17 protein-coding genes are annotated in these 17,167 nt (G+C 44.3%); 15 read left to right on the forward strand and 2 right to left on the reverse strand.

The window, feature by feature from the left end:
- Positions 1–102 precede the first annotated feature (102 nt).
- From glgB to BK127_RS11495, 5 genes are read left to right on the forward strand one after another with little or no spacing between them, the layout of a single operon-like run.
- Positions 103–2,043 carry a 1,4-alpha-glucan branching protein GlgB gene (gene glgB / locus BK127_RS11475; protein WP_076230182.1) on the forward strand — a complete coding sequence of 647 codons (1,941 nt, stop codon included), beginning with the start codon at positions 103–105 and terminating at the stop codon, positions 2,041–2,043.
- Positions 2,036–3,199 carry a glucose-1-phosphate adenylyltransferase gene (locus BK127_RS11480; RefSeq protein WP_076230183.1) on the forward strand — a complete coding sequence of 388 codons (1,164 nt, stop codon included), beginning with the start codon at positions 2,036–2,038 and terminating at the stop codon, positions 3,197–3,199. The genes glgB and BK127_RS11480 overlap by 8 nt, the downstream gene beginning before the upstream one ends.
- A 15-nt stretch (positions 3,200–3,214) precedes the next feature.
- The gene (gene glgD / locus BK127_RS11485; protein ID WP_083689247.1) at positions 3,215–4,315 is read left to right on the forward strand and encodes a glucose-1-phosphate adenylyltransferase subunit GlgD; all 1,101 of its coding nucleotides are present in this window, start codon (positions 3,215–3,217) and stop codon (positions 4,313–4,315) included.
- 56 nt (positions 4,316–4,371) lie between these two features.
- Positions 4,372–5,799 carry a glycogen synthase GlgA gene (gene glgA / locus BK127_RS11490; protein WP_076230185.1) on the forward strand — a complete coding sequence of 476 codons (1,428 nt, stop codon included), beginning with the start codon at positions 4,372–4,374 and terminating at the stop codon, positions 5,797–5,799.
- Positions 5,800–5,859: 60 nt separating this feature from the next.
- The gene (locus tag BK127_RS11495) at positions 5,860–6,729 is read left to right on the forward strand and encodes an HAD hydrolase family protein (RefSeq protein WP_076230186.1); all 870 of its coding nucleotides are present in this window, start codon (positions 5,860–5,862) and stop codon (positions 6,727–6,729) included.
- An 84-nt stretch (positions 6,730–6,813) separates the two neighbouring features.
- Here BK127_RS11495 and BK127_RS11500 read toward each other — a convergent pair whose 3' ends face one another.
- Entirely contained in the window at positions 6,814–7,110 is a 297-nt protein-coding gene (locus BK127_RS11500) for a hypothetical protein (protein WP_076230187.1), read from the reverse strand.
- Between the two features lie 182 nt (positions 7,111–7,292).
- On the opposite strand from BK127_RS11500, the gene BK127_RS11505 reads away from it, so the two are divergent.
- The 6 genes from BK127_RS11505 to BK127_RS11530 all read left to right on the forward strand — a co-directional run bounded on the left by BK127_RS11505 (position 7,293) and on the right by BK127_RS11530 (position 12,893).
- Positions 7,293–7,490 (forward strand): hypothetical protein, encoded by a 198-nt coding sequence (locus tag BK127_RS11505; protein WP_076230188.1) that lies wholly within the window; start codon positions 7,293–7,295, stop codon positions 7,488–7,490.
- A 113-nt stretch (positions 7,491–7,603) separates the two neighbouring features.
- Complete coding sequence (locus tag BK127_RS11510; protein WP_076230189.1) at positions 7,604–8,299, forward strand: FadR/GntR family transcriptional regulator; 696 nt, start codon at positions 7,604–7,606, stop codon at positions 8,297–8,299.
- A gap of 192 nt (positions 8,300–8,491) precedes the next feature.
- A complete protein-coding gene (locus tag BK127_RS11515; protein WP_076230190.1) occupies positions 8,492–9,817 on the forward strand; it encodes an ABC transporter substrate-binding protein in 1,326 nt (441 codons plus the stop codon).
- Between the two features lie 133 nt (positions 9,818–9,950).
- The gene (locus tag BK127_RS11520) at positions 9,951–10,829 is read left to right on the forward strand and encodes a carbohydrate ABC transporter permease (RefSeq protein ID WP_076230191.1); all 879 of its coding nucleotides are present in this window, start codon (positions 9,951–9,953) and stop codon (positions 10,827–10,829) included.
- Complete coding sequence (locus tag BK127_RS11525) at positions 10,816–11,658, forward strand: carbohydrate ABC transporter permease (protein ID WP_218639011.1); 843 nt, start codon at positions 10,816–10,818, stop codon at positions 11,656–11,658. The genes BK127_RS11520 and BK127_RS11525 overlap by 14 nt, the downstream gene beginning before the upstream one ends.
- Before the next feature lie 38 nt (positions 11,659–11,696).
- On the forward strand, positions 11,697–12,893 hold the full coding sequence (locus tag BK127_RS11530) for an enolase C-terminal domain-like protein (RefSeq protein ID WP_076230192.1): 1,197 nt from the start codon (positions 11,697–11,699) through the stop codon (positions 12,891–12,893).
- Positions 12,894–12,970: 77 nt separating this feature from the next.
- On the opposite strand, the gene BK127_RS11535 is transcribed toward BK127_RS11530, so the two are convergent.
- Positions 12,971–13,198, reverse strand: a complete 228-nt coding sequence (locus BK127_RS11535; RefSeq protein WP_076230193.1) for a hypothetical protein — start codon at positions 13,196–13,198, stop codon at positions 12,971–12,973.
- 263 nt (positions 13,199–13,461) lie between these two features.
- Between BK127_RS11535 and BK127_RS11540 the strand changes: the two genes are divergently transcribed.
- From BK127_RS11540 to BK127_RS11555, 4 genes are all read left to right on the forward strand, one after another.
- Complete coding sequence (locus BK127_RS11540) at positions 13,462–14,388, forward strand: MBL fold metallo-hydrolase (protein WP_076230194.1); 927 nt, start codon at positions 13,462–13,464, stop codon at positions 14,386–14,388.
- A gap of 227 nt (positions 14,389–14,615) precedes the next feature.
- Positions 14,616–15,557 (forward strand): hypothetical protein, encoded by a 942-nt coding sequence (locus tag BK127_RS11545; RefSeq protein WP_076230195.1) that lies wholly within the window; start codon positions 14,616–14,618, stop codon positions 15,555–15,557.
- Positions 15,558–15,659: 102 nt separating this feature from the next.
- The gene (locus tag BK127_RS11550; RefSeq protein WP_076230196.1) at positions 15,660–16,406 is read left to right on the forward strand and encodes an ABC transporter ATP-binding protein; all 747 of its coding nucleotides are present in this window, start codon (positions 15,660–15,662) and stop codon (positions 16,404–16,406) included.
- Positions 16,399–17,151 (forward strand): ABC transporter permease, encoded by a 753-nt coding sequence (locus BK127_RS11555; RefSeq protein ID WP_076230197.1) that lies wholly within the window; start codon positions 16,399–16,401, stop codon positions 17,149–17,151. Before BK127_RS11550 ends, BK127_RS11555 begins: the two co-directional genes overlap by 8 nt.
- The last annotated feature ends 16 nt before the right edge of the window (positions 17,152–17,167 follow it).

Below are 17,167 nucleotides of genomic sequence, written 5' to 3' on the forward strand. Positions count from 1 at the left end.
ATTTTACTAAGAATTTGGAATGTTGAGAGAGGAATTTGGACTTGGATGTAGTATTTGTCTATATATGGACGGAATTCTTGAAAATAAGGGGATGGATGACTAATGACGAGCTTAATCCCCGGTCCTGACGACCTATTCTTGTTCCATGAAGGCAGCTTGTATCAAAGCTACCGAATGCTGGGAGCACACTTTATCGAGAATGAGGGAGTCGCCGGTGTCCGATTTGTCGTATGGGCACCGCATGCCAAGGAAATCAGGGTTATTGGAGATTTTAACAACTGGATTGGCACTGAGCACAACATGCGTAAAGCCAGTACCTGGGGCATATGGGTTTTATTTGTTCCGGATGTCCAGGAGGGCGAATATTACAAGTACGAGATTGTGACTGAACAGGGGGTAACGCTGCTCAAAGCTGATCCATACGCGTTTTATTCCGAATTAAAACCGGGCACGGCTTCCCGTGTCTATGAACTGGATGGTTTTGAATGGCAGGATGAAGCTTGGCAGAAGCGTAAACAAGCTGAATCCGTCTACAAACAGCCGATTAACATTTACGAAGTTCATATGGGGACTTGGAAAAAGAAGCCAGGCGGTGAATATTACACCTACCGTGAGCTTGCTGATGAAATGGTTGACTATGTGGCTGACATGGGTTATACCCACCTTGAATTACTACCGCTTGCGGAGCATCCTTATGATCGTTCATGGGGTTACCAGGCTACAGGTTATTATTCTGTTACGAGCCGGTTTGGCACGCCCAAGGATTTTATGTATTTCGTTGACCGCTGCCACAGCAAAGGGATTGGGGTCATTATGGACTGGGTCCCGGGGCATTTTGTCAAGGATGAGCATGGCCTGAGGCAGTTTGATGGGGCGCCGCTCTATGAGTACAATGATCCCAAGAAAGCTGAAAAGCCGCAGTGGGGCACGCTGATGTTTGATTTCACCAAGCCGGAAGTGATCAGCTTTCTGATTTCCAATGCGCTGTTCTGGATGGATAAATTCCATATCGATGGCTTGCGAGTCGATGCGGTAGCAAGTCTGTTGTCTTTGAATCTGGGCAGACCGCCGGAACAGAGGATTACGAATGCGCAAGGAGGGGACGAGAACCCCGAGGCTGTACAATTTTTGAAGCAGCTGAATACGACCATTTTCGCTCATTACCCGCATTCCTTAATGATGGCGGAGGATTCCAGCAATTGGCCGAAGGTGACTTCGCCTGTGCATGATGGAGGCTTGGGCTTCAATTACAAATGGAATATGGGCTGGATGAATGATATGCTGAAGTATATGGAGATAGATCCTTATTTCCGCCGCGGCAGCCACAATCAGCTGACCTTTTCCTTTATGTACACGTACAACGAAAATTACGTACTGCCCTTGTCACATGATGAGGTCGTTCACGGCAAGAAATCGCTGCTGAACAAAATGCCGGGCGATTACTGGCAAAAGTTCGCTAACCTGCGTCTGCTGCTCGGTTATATGATGGTGCATCCCGGCAAAAAGCTGCTGTTTATGGGCAGTGAGTTCGGCCAGTTTGATGAATGGAAGGACCTGGAGGATCTCGATTGGGAGATGCTTGACTACGACAGTCACCGATCCATGAAGCACTATGTTCATGATTTAAACCACCTGTACCTTAAGGAACAATCGTTATGGGAATTGGATCACCAGCCCGAGGGCTTTTCCTGGATTGATCCTCATGATAGCAAGCAAAGCATTACCACCTTCATGAGAAAATCAAGCGACCCGGATAACTTTTTGATCATCATTTGTAATTTCACTCCTGTTGTTCATGAGAAATATCGTATTGGGGTTCCGCTTTTAGCTGATTATATAGAGTTTTTTAACAGCGACCTGCCTGCATATGGCGGTTCCGGGCAATTGAATAAGAAGTTGAAAACAGAAATCGTATCATGGCATCACCAACCCTATAGTCTGCAGCTGACGATTCCGCCACTCGCGGTCGTTATTCTGAAGCCTGTCAAGATCCGCCGCAAAGCTATATCCGAAAAAAAGAAAGGGGTTAGTGTCGATGCGTAAAAAGGAATGTGTGGCCATGCTGCTTGCGGGTGGCGAAGGAAAAAGACTGGGTGTTCTGACCAGCAAGCTTGCGAAACCTGCAGTTCATTTTGGCGGGAAGTATCGAATTATTGATTTCACGCTCAGTAACTGCACCAATTCTGGAATTGATACAGTAGGCGTGCTCACACAGTATCAACCTTTGGTTTTAAATACGTATATCGGGATTGGAACGCCATGGGACCTGGATCGCAAGCATGGTGGTGTCACGGTGCTGCAGCCGTTTATGGAGCAAAAAGGTGGAGATTGGTACAAGGGAACAGCCGATGCGATATTCCGCAATGTGTCCTATATTGATCAATACGATCCGGAATATGTACTTGTGATCTCAGGTGACCATATTTACAAGATGGACTATGATGTCATGCTGGATTTCCACAAAAAGACGGAAGCGGATGCTACCATCGCTGTTATTGAAGTGAAATGGGAGGAAGCGAGCCGTTTCGGTCTCATGAGTACGGACGATGAGAACCGGATTACGGAATTTGCTGAAAAGCCCAAGGAACCCAAAAGTAATCTGGCTTCAATGGGGATTTATATTTTCAACTGGAAAGTGCTGAAGGAATTTTTGTATAAGGATGAAGAAAATTCAGAATCCAGCAAGGATTTTGGCAAGGATATTATTCCGTTGATGCTGAACGAACAGAAAAAGCTGATGGCTTATCCATTTGAAGGCTACTGGAAAGATGTCGGTACCATCGATAGCTTGTGGGAAGCCAATATGGATTTGTTGGAAGCTGAACCTGAATTTAATTTGAATGATAAAGAATGGCGAATTTATTCCGTTAATCCTTGCCAGCCTGGTCAATATTTGGCGCCAACCGCGCAAATTCGTCGTTCGCTTGTTAACGAGGGCTGCGCCGTATTTGGTGAAATCGATCATTCGGTCTTATTCTATGGTGTTGAAGTAGGCGAGAACAGCTTAATTAAAGACTCTGTCATTATGCCGAATGTGCGTATCGGAAATAATGTGAAAATATATAAATCGATCATCGGTGATGGCACTATTGTTGAAGATGGCTGCACCATTGGCGAGCCTGGTGATCATCAGGATATTACTTTGATTGGCGGCAATGAAGTAATCAGTTTACCATCCAAGATCAACGTGAAAGGGTGAGTTTGCATGAAGCGAATGATGGGCGTCATCAATCTGGTTAATGAGCCGGATGGTCTGGAAGAACTTACTTACTCTCGCAACGTCGCCTCGGTACCCTTTGGTTCCAGGTATCGACTGATTGATTTTACTTTATCGAATATGATTAATTCCGGTTTGGAAAATGTTGCCGTTTTTACCCAGCATAAATACCGCTCTCTGATGGATCATCTCGGATCTGGAAAAGAATGGGATCTGGACCGCAAACGTGGAGGCTTGTTTATTCTACCGGCGATCATGCAGGAAACGACAGGCATGTCCCGCGGTGATTTATTCCAATTTTATAGCCACCGCGATTATTTTTATCGGGCACGTGAAGAATATGTCGTGATTTCCCGCAGTCATATCGTATGCAATATTGATTTGAATGAAGTACTGGACTATCACCTGGAGAAAAATGCTGACATTACGGTTGTATACAAGCATGCGGATGACGAGGAATTTGCCAAGTTCAGGCGCATGGCCGTTAAAGAAGACGGGCAAGTCACCGTCATGGAAGATCAGAACGGTCGCTTGCGTACCGATAACATATCCATGGAAATCTATATCATGAGCAAGGAATTGCTGCTGGATATGGTGGAATCGTGCCTGGCACAAGGCTATGATCATCTGGTACGGGACGGTATTATGAAAAATATCGATAAGCTGGGCGTTTATGGATATTTGCATGAAGGTCATGCAGGCATCGTAAATACGATCCAAAGCTACTATAAGCACAGTATGCAGCTGCTGAATCCCAAGGTATGGCGCGAGCTGTTTTTCCAGAAGAATCTGATTTATACAAAAGTCAAGGATGAGCCCCCAGCCAAGTATGCCGAGCATTCCCTGGCCCGTAATGCCTTAATTGCGAATGGCTGCATAATTGAGGGCAAAGTGGAAAATAGTATCCTGTTCCGTGGTGTCAAGATCCGCAAGGGTGCCTATGTAAAAAACAGTATCATCCTGCAAAACTGCGAAATCGAGGAAAATGTGATCATTGAAAATGCAATATTGGACAAGGATGTGTTTATTAGTCGAGGTCGTGTCCTGACTGGTGATAAGCAAGCGCCATTTATTGCTTCAAAAACGAAAGTTATATAAAGAAAACTATATAGAGACTAGAGACAGGTTACATATAAAGGAGTGGTAGTTTGTCCATGAAAGTGTTATTTGCCGCATCGGAAGCTGTACCTTTTGCCAAAACAGGTGGTTTGGCTGACGTCATCGGATCGTTACCGAAGGAATTGGTCAAGCAGGGTCTGGATGTCAGAGTGATGCTGCCCAAGTATGGAGACATACCGGCACAATTTACGCAAAAAATGGAAACCGTCGCCACTTTTACACTACGGATGGGTTGGAGAGAGCTCTACTGTGGTATTTTGAAGCTTGAGCATGAAGGCATTACTTTTTATTTTGTCGACCATGAGAATTATTTTTTGAGAAGTGGTTGTTACGGGTATAATGATGATGCAGAGCGTTTTGCTTTCTTTTGCCGCGCTGTGATGGATTCCCTGCAGCATATTGATTTCATGCCCGACATCATTCATTGTCATGATTGGCAGACCGGGATGGTTCCGGTCTTGTATCGCGCCCATTTTAGCTACCAACCGGCTTATGCCCATATCAAGACGATCCTTACTGTGCATAACCTGAAATATCAGGGGGTGTTTGGTAAGGAACAGTTTATGGATTACTTTACCTTGGGTCCGGAGCACTTTGACGGATTTGCACTCGAACTACATGGAGGGGCCAGCTTCTTGAAGGGTGGCTTGTTATACTCGGATATCATTACGACGGTAAGTCCTACGTATGCCGAGGAAATTCAAACACCGTATTTCGGTGAATATCTGGACGGATTGTTACGCAGTCAAAGCCATCGTTTGCATGGAATTGTGAATGGGATTGATTATGAAGAATTCGATCCTATGACAGATCCTCATTTGGAAGTGAACTACCGAGACTCTCTAGTGAAAAAACAGCAAAATAAGCTGAAGCTGCAAGAAAAGCTCGGTCTTCCTGTGAACAAGGATGTTCCACTGATCGGGATCGTTACTCGACTCGTGGAGCAAAAAGGATTATCGCTTGTCGAGCATGTAATTGAGCAATTGATGTCTCTGAACGCACAGTGGGTTGTGTTAGGTACAGGCGAGCACCGCTATGAGCAATTATTCCGTTGGGCTGCTGACCGTTATCCCGATAAGCTGTCAACGCTGATTACGTTTAATGAAACGACAGCGCGGCAAATTTATGCGAGCTCGGATCTGTTCCTGATGCCTTCGCAATTTGAACCGTGCGGAATTGGACAATTGATTGCGATGCGTTATCGTTCAGTTCCCATTGTACGTGAAACAGGTGGGTTGAAGGATACCGTCATCGCTTATGAAGAGGAAACGGGTGTAGGCACCGGATTCAGCTTCACGCATTACAATGCGCATGATCTGCTGTACACAGTAAACAGGGCTGTCTCGCTTTACAGCAATTCCCAGGCTTGGAATAAGATTTTGGCTAATATTAAAAAGAAGGATTTCAGCTGGCGCAAATCTGCACAGCAGTACGCTTCCCTTTATAACCAACTAGTGAAATAATCATATAAAACCAACGCCCAGAGCGTTGGTTTTTGTACACGAAAGGGGAACGAACTCAAGATGAAGCCGATATACGTATTGACTGATTTGGATGGAACACTGCTGCAGCCAGATGCAACCCTTTCTTCCTATACCATTGAGGTATTAACGGAGGCCTTAGAGCAAGGACATAGAATCAGTTATGCAACAGCCAGAAGCTATACAAGTTCACATGCGGTTGTTGGTCAAATTCCCTGGAAATACCCTATGGTCTTATATAACGGAGCATTACTGTACGATCCTGTAGATGGCAAAGTGCTGGATGGCGTCTTTATGGATCTCGGATTAACGAATCAATTGATTCAGTTCGGCAAGCTGCATGGACAATGCCCCTTATTATTCGGATTGGATGAGGATGGCTCGGAACGTGTGCTGCATGAATCATTAGCAGGCGTCGGCTACAAGCAATTTGTCTCAAGCAGACCTGATGATGCAAGATTCAGAGAAATTCCCGAGCTGCGCTGTCCGGATGATATACAAACCTTGCTGCTCACCTATATCGGACATTATGACGAGATGGTGCCATTGATGGAAGCCGTGCGTGCCGCATATGGCGAACGTATTCAAATTCATTTCATGGCGGATACGTACATCACGGATCACTATTTTCTGGAATTCAGTCATGTGGATGTGAATAAAGGCAACGGTCTGAGAATGTGGGCTAAGAGTGTTGGATGTCAGACGGAGGACATTATCGCTATTGGTGATAATCTGAATGATATTAGCTTGTTGGAGGCGGCAGGGAAGAAGCTGGCTGTGAGCAATGCCAAGCTGGAGCTGCAAGCGGTAGCCGATGAGATTATCGAAGCTAATTCGGAAAATGGTGTAGCCAAATATTTGCTGGTGAGGATGACCGAGCTTCCTCAAGAGCAATACGAGCAAGTGGATTAACGGTGAGTGAGGAACTGCATAACCTTAACAAACAAAGAGTGAGATCTCTATTAGGGATCTTACTCTTTGTTGTGTGTAAATCGCTTAGGCAGTCTGTAAAACTTTGGATTTCAGATGGGCACGAATCATCATAATACGTTGCTTGACGTAAAAGTCAAAAGCAGCACCTTTAAGATCTTTAAGCGGAAAGTTTTGCTCCGTATGATTATCGATAATAACCAATGACCCATCTTCAAAAAATTTGAAGGTCAGATCCAGCCAATAGCTATCTGTAGTATGGAGAATCTTTTCGATTTGAATGTCTGTCAGCAGCTCGCTATTGGTTTCTATCAATTGTTTGTAATAATCACGTTCAATAAATCTGGCGTTAGTAGCTTGCATATTCGACACCCCTTTCGGATTACGAACGAATGTTCTTAATACCATTATACCAAACATTTGTTCGTAGTCAAGAGTTTGCAGAATATTCTTTCAAATAGTTAAATTCATAATTGAACAATGCTATAATGATTCATATAGAGGGTATTTTATAGGATGATATAAGTTATAGGGAGTTGCTGATCATGAAGTTTGAATATACTACCTTGAATAAGAAGGTTGATTCCTACGGTGTAAGCTATTTTATGGATGAGAGGGCTCACCTTCCGAAATTCAATGATATTTCCCTGATCAGAGTATTGAATATTCTTGGAGATCAAGGATGGGAACTGGTAGTCAAAGAAAACCCAAATACGTATATCCTGAAACGCCAGTTGAAATAGATGACGATATGAACAAATCAAAAGATTTTTCTCTTGCATTTTTGAATTAATGCTGATAATATTATCCAAGGCGATAACTTGTAGGACATGTTATGAGTAAGGTGGTGAAAGAGATGAGTTTAACAAGCATTGATAAACAAAATATCGTCGACGAAGTGTATGCTCAAATTAAAAATAATATTGTTAATGGCACCTGGAAGCCTGGTGATAAGATTCCTTCGGAGCATGAATTGTGCCAAATGTTCAAGGTGAGCAGAGTGAGTGTGAGAAGCGCGATTCAGAAAATGAGAGCGATCGGAATCATCACTACCAGACATGGACAAGGCTCCTTTATTTCGCAATCGATTCAGGATCGGATATTGAATGATTTAACTCCTATCATGAATATAACGGAACGGGAATTCATGGATATGATGGAGTTTCGTGAAACGATAGAATTTAAATGTATTGATCTGGCTGTCCAGAGAGCAGATGAGGACGATATCCGTCGCATTGAGCAAGCTCTCGAAAAAATGGTAGCAGGACAAAGCGATTACAAAAAATATACGGCTGCTGACATTGAGTTTCACGTAGCTATAGCCAAAGCTTCCAAAAATGAAATTCTGTATCAGGTCGTGAAAAATACCCATGCTTACTCTGAATTTTTGGAGGAGCTGAATCGAGTGTTTGGTGTCAGTGAAGAAAGTGTGGAAGGGCACATCCAACAATTAGAAGCTTTAAAGAGAAGAGACAGTGAAGCTGTTAAAGCTTTGATCAAAATAGGTATGAATGGCAATATAGAAAAGCTGCGGGAAAGAAACCAGCATTAAACAAAAGATACACCTGATGCAGATTTCTTTCGTAGTAACTTGTATGACATCATACATAATACAATTGTTGATTGCGATTGCTCGGTTCACCACAGAATACTGGAACTCGATTTCAGTCAACTTATATGGCATCCGGTGAGCCTTGCATTAACAATATATAGAAGGAAGCTATAACATAATGGAGGGAAAAGAATGAACAAAAAGATTGCACAAATGGGGTTGCTTTCTGTACTAGCACTAACTGTTGGCCTGACAGGCTGCGGAGCCAAACAAGAGGCTTCTGCAGGCAAACCAGCAGATAATCAAACGGGTAAGCCTGTGACTATCAAAATTATCTCCGTATCTCAAACGGAAAAGCCGGATGGCCCTGCTGAGAAGGAAATAGCTGATGAATACATGAGGCTTCATCCTAACATCAAGATTGAATTTATCGGAGTGCCACTGAACGATTTGTTTAAAAAGCTAACCACGCTTGCTACAGCTGGAGATTTGCCCGATGCCTTCACCAATACGCCTGAATTCATGAGAACGGCCTATGGAATGAATATTACAGCGGATTTAACCAAGCTATTGGGTGATCAATATTTGAAAGAGTTTTATCCGTACATTGTAGAAGAATCCAGCGTCGACGGCAAACTCCAATTTTTCCCATGGAATGCTACACCACAAGCATTGATCTATCGTGGAGATTGGTTCGAGGCTGAAGGGCTGAAGGCTCCAGAAACATGGGATGACTTTGTAACCGTTGCCAAGAAGCTGACCAAGGATACGAATGGGGACGGCAAGCCTGACCAATGGGGATTCGGGATGGTTGGTACGCGTAACTCTTCAGGCGGTTCACGCTTTATCCCGGTTCTCCGTTCATTCGGTGCGGATGAATTGAGACAAGATGCAAGCGGTAAATGGGTAACGGATCTGGATTCACCTAAGGCGAAGGAAGCCTTCCAGTTTTATGGTGATTTGTATACGAAACATGGTGTTGTACCTCCTGGTGTAACAGAAACCGGCTTTCCGGAAGCAGCCACTTTGATGGCTAACGGTAAGGTAGGGATGTTGATCAGCGGACCTAACGCTTTGGGTACCATCCTGGCCCAAAACCCGAGTTTAAAAGGCAAGCTCTACAGTGCACCTATTCCTAAGAAGGAAAAGAATGTATCCACCTTCGGGCTGCTTGGATATTCCATCTCTGCAGAAAGCAAAAACAAAGAAGCCGTTGTCGACTACTTGAAATTCGTAGTAAACAAAGAAAACTCGTTAAAATGGAACGCAATAAGCGGACGTTTGCCAACGAGAGTAGATGTAGGCGAAAATCAGCAATTGAATACACCAGAAATGGTCGGGTTTTCAAAATCTATTGCCAATGCCTTCCACGTACCAAATTTCTCCACCTATACGCAATTCCAGGACATAGTAGCTGAAGCTTATCAGATGCTGCTGGCCAAGGGCGGAGATGTGGACGCAGCTACGAAAAAAGCAGTCGGTCGCGCTAACGAATTGATCCAGAAAGAAGGCAAGTAAACTTTCATGCACTAATTCGAGGGGGATGTCCTCCCCCTCTTTTTCACGAGAACATGAACGAATCGTCGTATCCAAGAATATGTTCTACGTTGCAAGTTTTTGCTGACGCAAAAAGCTCTCAGGAGGAAGAAATATGAAACAATCCATAGCCAAAATCGAGTGGGCGGGGTATTGGTTTATTCTGCCCTCAGCGATTACTTTGATTTTGCTGGTAAGCTATCCACTAGTTTACGGAGCCTACATCAGTTTCTTCAATACGAATCTGGTGAACAAATGGGATTTTGTAGGGCTCGACCATTATATGAATATTTTTTCTAACTGGGATTTTGTTAATCGTATTTGGCTGACGCTGAAATACACATTTTTTACGGTAGCGGGTCATTTTGTGCTGGGGATGGGACTTGCCCTGGTTCTAAATATGAATTTGGTTGGACGCACTTTTTTCAGAGCTATTCTCATTCTTCCTTGGTTGCTGCCAGAAGTAGTCGTAGGACTTTTGTGGAAGTGGCTGTTTAATCCGATGTACGGACTGTTTAATCATTTTCTGATGAAAATGAATTTAATCAGTGAGCCGGTTTCCTGGCTTGGTGATAATACCTATGCCTTCATCGCGATCATCATCGTCTGCATATGGAAGGGCTATCCGATGGTCATGATGCTGCTGCTAGCCGGTCTTCAATCCATTTCGCAGGATATGTACGAAGCGGCCAAGATAGATGGATGCAATCGGTTCAAATCCTTCCGTTATGTCACGGTACCCAGCTTGATGCCTGTTCTTGTCGTTACATTGATTTTGGATACAGTTTGGTGGTTCAAGCATTTCACCATGATCTGGATTTTGACACAAGGTGGTCCAGGAGACGCTACTAACGTCGTCAGTATTGATATCTTCAAGAATGCTTTTGAATTCTTTGATTTCGGTAAAGCTGCCGCGATGGCTGTCGTTGTATTTTTCGTATGCTTCTTGATCGGATTCGTTTATAGGAGGCTGTTTGACAATGGCAATGACTAAAGGGAAAGACAAAGTGTTTAATAGCTTTATGTATTTGATTATGGTCGTAGCCTCGCTGATCGTGCTGGTGCCGACTTTATGGATGGTTTCCACGGCGCTAAAACCGAACGATGAAGTTATGGTGACACCGCCGCAATGGATACCGGATGCTCCGACTTGGGAATCCTTCGTCCGTATTTGGGAGGACTACCCATTTGCAACTTATTTTGCAAACAGCGTATATATCGTACTTGCTGCGACTATAATTTCCTTAGTATTTTCTGCAATGGCTGGTTATGGTGCATCCAGATTTCGTTTTAAAGGTAAGAGCACCTTCTTGACCTTTCTATTGGTAACGCAGATGTTCCCTTCAATTATGCTGCTTATTCCGTTCTATAAAGTGTTGAAGACGTTGGGATTAATAGATACCCACCTGGGTCTTATTCTCGTATATATCTCATTCACGATTCCATTCTGCACCTGGATGATGATGGGCTTCTTTCAAGGTATTCCGAAGGAGCTGGATGAGGCGGCAACGATTGATGGCTGCGGTAGAATCCGTACTTTTGTACAAATCATCTTACCTTTATCTTTGCCTGGTATCGCCGCCACTGCGATCTATTCTTTTCTGCAGGGTTGGAATGAATATATGTTTGCATTGATTTTGACGACATCGGAGGATATGAAAACACTGCCGGTTGGGATTGGACAATTAAACGGCTTTTATAAAATTGTTTGGAACGATATGATGGCAGCATCCTTCGTGTCCAGCTTGCCGCTTGTTATTTTATTCTTATTTTTGCAAAAGTACTTTATTAGCAGTTTAACGGCAGGAGCCGTCAAACAATAGAAACCATACAAACAGGATAAGACAAGGGAGAGAGCTATATGATTACAATTAGAGATGTCAAAACCATTATGACCGCACCGGAAGGTATCAATCTGGTCGTAGTTAAAATAGAAACCTCGGAGCCTGGCCTCTTCGGTCTCGGATGTGCCACTTTTACTCAAAGATATTTATCGGTTGCGTCCGTAATCGATAATTACATGAAACCATTCTTGATAGGAAAAGACGTACAGCGGATCGAGGATATATGGCAAACCGCAATGGTGAGCGGCTACTGGCGGAATGGACCTGAGTTGAATAATGCGCTGTCCGGGGTAGACATGGCCCTGTGGGATATTAAAGGGAAGCTGGCTGGGATGCCTGTGTACCAATTGTTAGGCGGAAAATGTCGTGAAGGAGCCGCTGTATATAAGCATGCGGATGGCAGCAGTCCGGAAGAAGTAGAAGCCAACGCAAAAACATATATGGAGCAGGGCTACCGTTATATTCGCTGCCAAATGGGTTTGTACGGAGGACGTGGTGCCGCTATAACTAAACCTGAAAACGCGCTGGATGGTGCTTATTATGATCCGAAAGCCTATATGAGAAGTATTATTGGTCTTTTTGAACATCTTCGCAGCAAGTTAGGTTGGGAAGTCGAGTTCATTCACGATGTGCATGAGCGTCTGACACCGATTGATGCAGTAGGCTTTGCCAAGCAATTGGAAAAGTTCCAATTGTTTTATTTGGAGGATGCTCTGCCTCCTGAGCAAATCGAATGGTTTAAAAATATTCGCCAGCACAGTACAACTCCGTTGGCTATGGGCGAGCTGTTTAACAATCCGAATGAATGGGTTCCTTTGATTGCCAATCGCCTTATTGATTTTATTCGCATTCATGTCAGCCAAATCGGTGGTATTACACCGGCCAAGAAGGTAATCTCGTTGGCTGAAACGTTCGGTGTGCGTACAGCTTGGCACGGTCCTGGCGACGTGTCTCCAGTAGGCCATGCGGCTAATGTCCACCTGGATGTTAGCAGCATTAATTTCGGTATTCAGGAATGGAACGGCTTCAAGGACGAGGTGCATGAAGTGTTCTCGGGCATTCCTGAAGTTCGCAATGGCTACGTCTATCCGAATGAAAAGCCAGGTCTTGGTGTGGATATTGATGAAAAACTGGCAGCCAAGTTTCCATGCTCCGACGTACTTCCAGCGTGGACATTAGCCAGACTTCCTGATGGAACCTCATTCCGCCCTTAAATTTCGAATGAAACAAAACGCAAAAAAACGACTGATCCTTTCAGCCGTTTTTTTGTATTTCATTTTATATGTTTATTTTACGAGACAGATTGTTCACGATCATGCTCTTCAAAATACATCGATTCCTGATTAAAGGATCGGTTAATGGATAAAAATGTGTGCATCAGCTCAAAGAGCTCGGATTGATCCAAACGGAACGAGACATCTCCAATTTCCTCGTTGTGCGAAATATTAAATGCAATCGATTTACGCTCCGAATTAACTTGAAGCTCCCATTTCTGTTTCTTTAGTACGCTTTCCCACATATGTACCACCCATTCCTTTCACTTATAGCTTGCTCAGCTGACTGTCATAAAATAAGTATATGCGCCAAAAAGGGAATTATGATGAATCATGGGCTTGTAAAGATACATTTTCGTTGTATATTGTGCAGTTGTTCAAATGGGACGGTGGTTTATGTTTGACAAAAGATGCATTTCCTCTTTACACTGGAATGAGTATGAAATTTATATGCAGCTATGAAACCAGGCAATGACTTAAAATTCTAACTATCGGGGTGCATTCGGGTATGTTTATACAGCCACAAGGTAAGCTGGCTCCAGATTTTCATGAGCATTTGAAGGTGATATTGTTAGGTACGGGAACACCGCGCAGCTTCTACGGACGCTCCAAATCGGCAGCTGTTGTATTTGCGGGCAGCAAAAGCTTTTTGGTTGATTGTGGAGGTGGTGTCGTCGATCAGATGATTAAGGCCGGGATTATGCCACAGCGTATATCGGATGTTTTGTTCACACATCATCACAGTGATCACAATTCCGGATTTTTCGATGTATTTATTAGCAGCTGGAGGACCCATGTTATTCCTGATCAAGTCTTTGAAGGCCGCAAGGTTCCCATGACTGTATATGGTCCAACGACAACCCAAGAAATTATCGGAAAAATGCGGGAATCGTTCGATTTTGACGTTAATTTGCGGGTGAATTATAACAAATCCACTGATGTGGGTGCGAATATCGAGTATGTACTTAGTAATGAAGGTGTCGTGTATGACAACGATGGTATTAAGATTACAGCCTTTGAGGTTGATCATAAGCCTGTCTATCCGGCGCTTGCTTACAAATTCGAATATAACGGGCAATCGCTTGTCATTTCCGGCGATACGATTCCCGTCGACAATATGGTTAAGTACAGCGAAGGCATCGATTTATTAATCCATGAATCCTATAACAAGGAATGGCTGGATGCGCTGATCACCCAATTCCCTGAGCAAGCAGTCGGACTCTCGAACCCGGCCAAGTACCACACCACGACACTAGAAGCAGCGGAGATAGCCCGCAAGGCTGGCGTGAAGCATCTCGTATTGACACACCATATCCCTGCGCCCATGGAAACCGAAGAGGCGGAAGAAGCTTACATAAAAGGCGTTAGAGAGATTTATTCGGGCCCCATTACGATGGCAAGAGACCTGATGGAATTTGATTTGGGTAAAAAGTAATTAAGATAATGCATAAAGGCTCCATCCGTAAACACCTTGGTCATGGGATCAGGGTGTTTTTGTTTTTGTCAGAGGGGGCAATTTGCCAAGTGGTAAAGTTTATATAATTTTAAGGATTGTTTTAGCTGAGCTTAAGGAGTGGTTTAGAGGCAGTTATGATTCGCGGGCTACAATGAGATTGTAAGATAAGAGATTGATACTAAAACCATTTGGAGAGGAAGTTAAACATGAACAAGAAATTATCACTAATTGGAACTGGCGTCGCGGTTGGAACCCTTCTGCTAGTTACATCTGCATATGCGGGTGTGAACGCATCATCGGGGTATGACTCCTATAAGACGGCGATCAAAACAACCGTTGCGGCCAAAAGCGTGACCCAAGCGGTATCGGTTACGGTGCAGGATAACGGGAAAAGCCTGATTGGAGTCAATGGAACGTTTAAAAAGAACAATGACAATCATGCCGTCAGTGCAGACGTAACGATCAAAGGCGGAGGCACGGAGCAGTCACTTAAAGTATATAACACCGATGGGAAAACTGTATTTAAAACAGGTGATAGCGATACTTATCAAGTAATCGAAGACAAGGAGGGAATGGAGCATAAGTTTCAGACAGCAAAAAATGACAAGGAACGCAGTGGTCAGGTCCAAGGAGATCAATTCAATAAAGAAGCGGAAAATCTAATTGATGCGCTGGTTGGTAATCTGCAGCAGTATGTAACAGAAAACCCGGCCGCCAACGGTGCCAAGGAGATTCATTTATCACTATCCGGCAATCAGATCCCTACAGCTGTTAACGCAATTGGATCGTTTCTGGTCAAAAAAGCTTCACACGATAATGTCCAGGGAACCCATGATAAAGCCTTCAAGACACCTTTTGGAACAGATTTTAGCGCTTTGAAGCAATCACTGCCTCAACTGTCCTCGGATGTTGCGATTACGAAGGTTGATCTGCTGGCGACTGTTGATGGAAACAGCTATATCACGAATCAAAAAGCGTCTCTGACGATAGAAGGCAAAGATGCGAGCGGTCTTGCACATGTTGTCGTGGTCAGTGTCGATTTGGGCTTGTCCGGCGTGAATACAACTACCCCGGATTCAGTTGATTTGACTGGCAAACAGGTGGAAAACGTAGATATGAAGCAATGGGAAGGTATGAAGCACAAGTAAGAGGCTTCTATAACTCAATCAGTTAATAATAATGTCAAGCTTAAAGGGCTGCGGACGGGTGCAGATGCGTTCGCAGCCTGCTTTAAGAAAGGGGGAATCCGGATGTCAGAGCCGATTATTCAATTAAATGGAATCAGTAAAACGTTTAAGAACGGACGGGGTGTAGAGCAAATTACACTTGAGGTCAATAAAGGTGATGTGTACGGATTTTTTGGACCCAATGGCGCGGGAAAAACGACCGTGATGAAAATATTGGTCGGCCTGAGAAGGGCAGACCGCGGCAGCGCGCGATTGTTCGGGTATGATGTGTCAACCCATTTTGCACAAGCGATGCAAAAAACCGGAGCGTTGATTGAGACTGCGGAAGCTTTTGAGTATATGACGGGCTACGCGAATCTGGTTCTGGCCTCGCGCTTTTATCCTGAGCTTGGCAAGACTCGGATTGATGAGGTTCTGGAGCTCGTAGGCTTGCAGAAATATAAGCGTGAGAAAGTAAGTGGGTATTCGCTTGGCATGAAGCAGAGACTTGGTCTGGCGGCTGCGCTGCTGTCGAAGCCGGAGCTGCTGATTCTGGATGAGCCGACTAACGGTCTGGATATTGAGGGTATGGTTGAGATGCGCGAATTGATGGTCAGTTTGGCGCGAGAGCAGGGGATGACCTTTTTCCTGTCCAGTCACATGATTCAGGAGATGGAGCTGATGTGCAGCCGCATTGGTATTTTGGTCGAAGGCAAGCTCGTCTGTGAAGGAGCACTGTCCGAACTGGTTGATGGTGTCCGTGTCACTTCACTTGAGCAGTTATTTATTTCATCGGTACGGCAGGAAAGGGGGAAGGTGGCACATGCATAGCTACTGGGCAGGTGTACGTAATGAAATCAGCAAGCTGATAGCAAGAAAGAAATTGGTGCTCTTTCCAGCATTGTTGCTCCTGCTGCCAATTGCGGCTAGCATTCTGCTATCACAGCTGCAAACTGGAATAGGCATTGCTGCCATTTCGTCGGGAGATTTTCCACAGCTTATGCTTGGGATATATACAAATTTTCTTCTACCGCTCTTGCTATTCATGGCGGCTTCCGATATGTTCGCAGGAGAGCTTCAGGACCGTACACTCAAAATAACGTTAACACGGCCGATTTCCCGTTTTCAAGTTTTTGCCTCGAAAATTACCGTGCTTGCGCTGTTTGCAATGGTCATTTTGGCAGCCTCTCTGATCGTTTCCCTACTGGCTGGTCTTGTGCTGCAGGCTCGTTCGGGTTTAAGTGAGTCTCTGATACAAGCCGTTATTTCCTATGTGGTTGCTTGGTTTCCAATGACGGCGCTTGCGATTGCAGCCGCGTTATTAGCGCAGTTTTTCCGCAGTGCCAGCGGCGCTCTAGCTATTTGTGTGGTGCTGTATGCCGCACTTAAAGGTCTGGGCATCTTTTACCCGCAGTTTGCTGCCTACTCACCGACATTTTATACAGATTGGCACCAGCTGTGGATCAACAGTGGAGTTTCCATCGGGAAGCTGGTGAATGCATCAACTTATTTATTGGCTTGCTGCATCTTGTGTTTTACGGCTGCATTTGCTATGTTCGACAAAAGACAATTGTAGAGGTAGTTCAAAAAGT

This window comes from Paenibacillus sp. FSL H7-0331, from assembly GCF_001956045.1.